Genomic DNA, 6,383 nt, shown 5'->3' with positions numbered 1-6,383 from the left:
CGCAGCCGCGGGCGATGAGATCGGCCGCGCGGCCCAGGAGGCGTTCCTCGTCGGGGGCGAGGGCGCCGAGCAACACGTCGGTCCACCCCTCGGGGCCGAGCACGACCGGCACGCCGAGCACCCCGTGCACCGGCCGCCCCTGCACGGTGACCTCGCCGGCCAGCGCGACCTGCCCGGCGACGACGATCTCGCGGCCGTCGAGCAGCGTCTCCAGGAGGTCGACGGTGGCGTTGGCGGTGGCCACCGCGGTCCGCGCGCCGCTCTGGTGGGTCATCCACGGGCGGGCCACCATGCGCAGGTCGGGCGGCCACGTTTCGATGAGCGCGAATGCCTCCCCCACGTCGCGGGTGGCCACCTCGAGCAGGTCCTGTTGGGCGGCGCCGACCTCCGCGGCGAAGTCGTCGAGGCTGCGCTCGCGCCGCAACCGGGTGACCGCGGCCCGGCGTTCGGTGACATCGAGGCCGGCGATGCGCACCGTCGACCACAGCGGCACGACGTGGTCGCCGTGCTGCCCGGCGGCGAACCCCCCGACCCGCTGGCGCCGCAGACCGAGGGAGGAGGCGATCTCGCGGCGCATCCGCAGCGTGTCGAGCCACGCGCCCATGCCGATGACCCGGCGCCGTCCGAGGGCGGCCGCCATCGTCGCGACGCCGAGCTCGACGGGATTGGAGACGACGACCACCACCTCGTGCCCGGAGCCGTACTCGCCGAGAGCCTGCGCGTATTGGGCGAAGACTGCGGCGTTGTCGCGCGCCAGGGCCTGCCGGTCGGGGCGCACCCGCGGGTCGGTGGGGATCGTGCGGCCCCCGACCATGACGACGACGTCGGCGACGACGTCCCGCGGGTGGGAGGCGACGTCGATGAGCGGCGCGACCTCGTCGTAGGCGTCGATGAGATCGGCCCGCAGCCCGTGGGTCGCGGCGCCGGACGCTCCGCCGTCCCGCCCGACGAGCTGGAGCCGGGAGGTCGTCGGGAGAACCCGGCGCTCCACGAGCTGGGTACACACCTGTCGGCCGACCGCCCCCGCGGCGCCGATCACCGCAACGTCCACGTCCGCCACGCTAGGCAGGCGATGTGACGACGGTGTTTCGGCGCCGCGGCGGCCGGGGTTCGTGCCCGCGTTCGCCAGCGCGCGCGGGCCGCGCCGGGTCAGCGGGTCAACAGGTCAGCCGGCGTAGACGGACAGGCCCGCGAAGGAGGGCGCCACCCGCGCCGAGCGCACGGTCGTCGTGCCGTAGCGGCGGATCATGTACCCGCTGCCCGTGCTGGTCACGCCGAAGACCGCGCGAGTGCCGGGGGTGCCGACTAAGGTCGTGAACACCCGGAAGTTCGTCGCGAGCAGGGTGCGGCCGCCGCGCCAGGCACCCTTGCCGTTGAACGGGTACACGTACGCGCGGCCGTCGGGCAGCACACCGAGCACGTCACCGACGCCGTTGCCGTCCCAGTCGCCGAGCGAGACCACGCTGCGCAGGCCCGACCAGCCGCGGCCCGAGGAGATCCGCGGCCCGAACGTGCCGCGGCCGGTGCTCGGGTACACCCACAGCACCCCGGCTGCGTCGACGGCCACGATGTCGGGGCGGCGGTCGCCGGTGAGGTCGACGCCCGCGCTGAGCTGACGCATCCCCTGCCACCCCGTGCCGACGCGGGTCGGCGCCCCGAGCTGGGCCTGGGAGTTGCCGGGGAACAGGTACAGGCCCCCGGAGGCGGCGTGGCGGGCGAGCACGTCACCGAAACCGTCTCCGTCGAAGTCGCCGGCGGAGACCACCTTGTCGTAGGGCCGCCAGTCGCGCGAGGAGATCTGCGTCGAGTACGACATGCCGGTGCTGCCGACCGGGCTCGTCTTCAGCAGCACGTTCGTGCGACCGCGCAGGAGCACGTCCGAGGCCTTCAGTCCGGCGGTCGGCATCGTCATCGGCGTCGCGCCGGAGCCGCCGTAGGTGCCGGCGAGCTGGGCGCTGGCTCGGCGGATCGAGGGCAACAGCGCGTACAGCGACGTGCCCGGGCAGCTCGTCGTGCCGACGTCGCGGTGCCCCTGGATGACCGGCCGCCACCGGCCGTAGATGTCGGTGGAGGCGTCGGGGTCGAAGCCGTGCACGCCGGCCTTCCACGCGATCGCGCGCTGGATGGCACCGACTCCGGCGCTGGTCGCCGCGGCCCGGTTGGTGTCGCCCATGTAGGAGATGCCCATCGTCTCCTTGTTCCAGCCCGAGGCGTGCGCACCCTGCACGCCGAACGCCAGCCCGCCGAAACGGCCCTCCCAGATGCGGCCGAACTTGTCGACGAGCATGTTGTAGCCGATGTCGTCCCAGCCGCGGTCCTTGGTGTGGAAGGCGTAGATGCCGCGCAGGATCGCCGGCACCTGGGCGCTGGTGTAGTTGTTGGTGCCCGCGGTGTGGTGCACGATGACGCCACGCACGGCCGTGTACGTCGGTGAGTTCTTGCGCAGCGACTCGTCGGCGCCCCACTGCGCCCGCGTGTAGATCGTGGGCCTGGCGGCGGCCGCGTGGGCCGTGCCCGGGGCGGCGGTGCCGACCGTCGAGTCCTGCGCCGCGGTGCCCGGGTCGATGATCGACAGGCGCGCCGCGGCGGGCTTGCTGCCCTTGGGGGCGAGCACGCGCACCTGCACCTGGGCGGCGCCCGCGAGCACGATCGGGTCGGAGCCGCCCTCGGCGTCGACGGTGCTGCCGTCTCCGGTGCGGTCGACGAGGCGGGAGACGGAGTCGGAGTCGATCGCCTCCCACGCCTGCCACCCGGCCCCGGTGGCGCGGGTGCGGTACTGCACGACGGTGCCGGCGGCCGGCGCGTCGGTGAAGGTCACCCCGGCCACGGCGACCGGCCCGGGCACGTTCTGCGGCGCCGACGCCTCCAGCACGACCGGCTGCGAGGCGGCGGCGGCGCTGGGCGTACCGGTCGTCCCGCTACCCGCCGAGCGCGTGCCCCGCATCTGGTCGCGGGCCAGTTTGAGGTCCGCAGCGCCGGTCGTGTCGGCGTCACCGGCCTGCGGCGCGGCCGCGTCGAGCAGGTCGACCCGGCGTTCCGAGGTCGGCACCGGCGTCGGTTTCGGCGTCGCAGACGGCTGCGCGACGGGCAAGACGGTCAGGGCCGGCGCCACCATGAGCGTGGCGACGGCACCGGACAGATGGCGGATCCGCACGGTTGATGCACTCCCCTATAGGCGATGGAGCGCACGCCGGTCTGGGCGTGCGCCTGCCCCCGAGGTGTCCGGGCGTCGCGATCGCGCGAGCGACCCGCGAATCCAGTCGCGGGGCAACGCCCCTGGACACTCGTGGGCCCCCATCGGCGCCGCCCGGGCCGAACTGAGTGGAAGAACCGCAGCTCAGCGGCCGTTCAGGGGGCGAAAGGGGTTGTCCACACAGCAGCATCGCCGGGACCTCCCACCGGTCGGGCAGGAGGTTCCCGGCGATCGCTCAGCGGACCCGCAGAGGTCGTCAGTGGGAGGCGGCGGGCTTCGGCTCGGCCTGGCCGATGTCGGCCAGCAGGGCCTTGTACCAGTCCTGGGTGATGTCGAACGGCTTGTGCCCGGCGATGCGCTCGAACTCGATGGCGCGCAGCTCGTCGCCGCGCTCCTCGTCGTTGCCGATGACGCCGGGCTCGCCGGCGAGGGCCTTCTCGACGGCCACGTCGGTCATCGACTTGATGAGGTCGAGGTCGTACTGGTTGGCGGCCGCCGACCGCGAGAAGTAGCCGGACTTCTGCACGTTGACCTTCTCGGCCTTGATCTTGTCGGCGAACTGCTTGGCGAACCACTGGCCGGGGTTGATGTCGTTGAGGCGCACGTGCCCGAACGCGTCGCGCGGCACCTCCTCGCCGGCGGCCTCCATGGCGGCGACGATTTCCGGCACACCGGCGCCCTCGGACACGAACAGCGACACGCAGCCCAGCTCGTCCATGACCTTCAGGAGACGCTCCGCCTCGCCCTCGACGTCGAGCTCGGCCTCCGGCACGTAGACGCCGTGCACGTCCCACGCCTCGCGGGTGAGCCCGATCTCGGGCAGCCACTCGCGGGTGTCGAGCCACTCGCGGTACTTCTTGGCGGTCGCGGCCGTCAGCCAGCCGCAGTTGCGGCCCATGACCTCGTGCACGATGAGCATCCGGGAGCCGGAGTTGTGCTCGGCGAGCACGTTGGCGGCGAACCGGGCGCCCTGGTCGGCGGCCGTGTCGGCCCCGAGCGACTGGCGGATCGGCACGATGTCGTTGTCGATCGTCTTCGGCAGGCCGACGACGACGAGCGGGTGCCCGGCCTCCTCGACGTGCTTGGCGAGGTCGGCGGCGGTCGTGTTCGTGTCGTCGCCGCCGATCGTGTGCAGCACGTCGACACCGTCGTCGGTCAGGCGCTTGGCCGCGAACTCCAGCGGGTCGACACCCTCGGGCACGAGGCCGCGCTTGACGAGGTCCTTGGTGTTGGTCAGCTTGACGCGGGAGTTACCGATCGGCGACCCGCCGTACTGGTGCAGCAGCCCCGCCTTCTCGCGCACCGCGTCGGTGACCGTCACGAAGTCACCGGTGAGCAGGCCCTGATAGCCGTGCTTGTAGGCGATGATCTCGATCTCGGGCGCGAGCTGGGTGTACCGCTCGATGAGGCCGCCGACGGCCGAGGAAAGGCAGGGCGCGAAGCCGCCCGCGGTCAGCAGGGCGACGCGACGAACAGACATGAGATCAGCTCCGAAACTTCAGGTGGGTTCTGACGGTTCTGGCAGTGCGTGTCAGCCTATCGACTCGCGCCGTCCGATCGCCCGCTGTCGGTGCGCCAGGCGTCGCGATCGGCCGGCTCAGTCTGCGGATCGGTCTCCAGCTCGGTAGATGGTCAGCCTCCGGGTCAGTCTCCGGGCATCGTCCACGTGTGCACGGGCTCGTTGCTGTGCATCCGCTCGATGTAGGCGGCGAGCATCGCGGTCAGCGCCTGGTACCGGTCGTTGCCCTGGTCTTCGAGGCGGCGCACCGCGTCGAGCTGCCAGGTCGCCCCGTTCTGGCGGGAGAGGCAGCGGCCCTCGATTATCCCCAGGTAGTGGTCGGCGACGTCGCCGTCGACACCGAGTTTCGACAGCCCGTCGGCCGCGGCGGGCAGCAGGTGCCGCAGCACGAGCTCGTCGGGGCTCACGGCGTTGAAGCCGGGCCAGTACAACCGCGCGAACATGCCGTCGCGGGCGCCGTGGCGGAAATTGGTCTCGGCGGCGGAGAAGCTCATCTGCGTCCACACCGGCCGGTCCTCGAGGGCGAAGGTGTACAGCGCCCCGTAGTAGAACGCCATGTTCGCGACGATGTCGGCGACGGTCGGGCCCGCCGGCAGCACCCGGTTCTCCACCCGCAGGTGCGGCCGCCCGCCGTGGGTGTCGTACACCGGCCGGTTCCACCGGTAGATCGTGCCGTTGTGCAGCTTGAGCTCCGACAGCTCCGGCGGCCGGCCCGACTCCAGCACGGCGACCGGGTCTTCGTCGGTGAGCTCGGGCAGCAGCGCCGGGTAGTAGCGCACGTTGTCCTCGAACAGGTCGAAGATCGACGTGATCCAGCGGTCGCCGAAGTACACCCGCGGGCGCACCCCCTGGTTGACGAGTTCGACCGAGCGCGTGTCGGTGGACTGCGTGAACAGCGGGATGCGGGTCTCGTGCCACAGCGCCTTGCCGCACAGGAACGGCGAGTTCGCGGCGATCGCCAGCTGCGGCCCGGCCAGCGCCTGCGCGGCGTTCCAGAAGGCCGCGAAGTCGCTGGGCGCGACCTGCAGGTGCAGCTGCAGCGACGTGCACGCCGACTCCGGGGCCAGGGAGCCGGAGTAGAACGCGAGCCGCTCCCCCGTCGGCCCCGAGATGTCGATGAGCATGTCCTCACCGCGCATCCGCATCATCGCGTCGTTGAGCGCGAGGTAACGGCGGTTGGCGCTCATCCACTCCGGGGAGTCGAAGTGCTCCGAGGTGACGGTCGGCAGCACGCCGACGGCGACGACGTCGCTGCCGGCCGACTGCGCCTTGGCCCGGGCCGCGTCCAGGCCGGAGCGCACGTCGGCCTCCAGCGTGCGCAGCGCGTCGCCGTCGAGCACCCGCGGGTCGACGTTGCACTCGATGTTGAACTGCGCGAGCTCCGTCGTGAACGCCGGATGGTCGATGGCCTCGAGCACCGCTGCGTTGTTGTAGCTGGGCTGCAGCGACTCGTCGACGAGGTACAACTCGATCTCCATGCCGGTCATCGGCACGTCCGAGTCGAAGCTGCTCGTCACGAGCATGCGCTCGAAGACGTCGAGGTTCTGGACCACCTTCTCGCGGTATCGGCGGCGCTGTTCGTTCGACCACTCGTTGCGAGCGACCTCCTGGCCCATCGCGGTACCTCGTCTTCGTCGGCGGGCTCGGTGCAGCCAGGGGGTCCCGGCTCTG

The 6,383-nt window shown here is 72.1% G+C and carries 4 protein-coding genes; all 4 read right to left on the bottom strand.

Annotation, left to right across the window (positions count from 1 at the left end):
• Positions 1–1,051: lactate/malate family dehydrogenase (locus tag PINTE_RS10970; protein WP_068430164.1), on the bottom strand; the 1,051-nt coding region annotated here is incomplete at its 3' end.
• 114 nt (positions 1,052–1,165) lie between these two features.
• Positions 1,166–3,154: an N-acetylmuramoyl-L-alanine amidase gene (locus PINTE_RS10965; RefSeq protein WP_068430152.1), complete on the bottom strand. Its 1,989-nt coding sequence runs from the start codon at positions 3,152–3,154 to the stop codon at positions 1,166–1,168.
• Between the two features lie 295 nt (positions 3,155–3,449).
• Positions 3,450–4,673 carry a pyrophosphate--fructose-6-phosphate 1-phosphotransferase gene (locus tag PINTE_RS10960; protein ID WP_068430149.1) on the bottom strand — a complete coding sequence of 408 codons (1,224 nt, stop codon included), beginning with the start codon at positions 4,671–4,673 and terminating at the stop codon, positions 3,450–3,452.
• A 164-nt stretch (positions 4,674–4,837) separates the two neighbouring features.
• Positions 4,838–6,328 (bottom strand): glutamate-cysteine ligase family protein, encoded by a 1,491-nt coding sequence (locus PINTE_RS10955; protein ID WP_068430146.1) that lies wholly within the window; start codon positions 6,326–6,328, stop codon positions 4,838–4,840.
• Positions 6,329–6,383: the final 55 nt, after the last annotated feature.

It is taken from the genome of Piscicoccus intestinalis NBRC 104926 (assembly GCF_001515525.1).
Lineage (GTDB): Bacteria > Actinomycetota > Actinomycetes > Actinomycetales > Dermatophilaceae > Kineosphaera > Kineosphaera intestinalis.
The sequence above is the reverse complement of the archived record's forward strand: the minus strand, read 5'-3'. Positions and strand labels throughout refer to the sequence as shown.

Coding starts and splice junctions, on each gene's coding strand:
- PINTE_RS10960 (WP_068430149.1), bottom strand. CDS start 4,673: ATGTCTGTTCGTCGCGTCGCCCTGCTGACCGCGGGCGGCTTCGCGCCC.
- PINTE_RS10955 (WP_068430146.1), bottom strand. CDS start 6,328: ATGGGCCAGGAGGTCGCTCGCAACGAGTGGTCGAACGAACAGCGCCGC.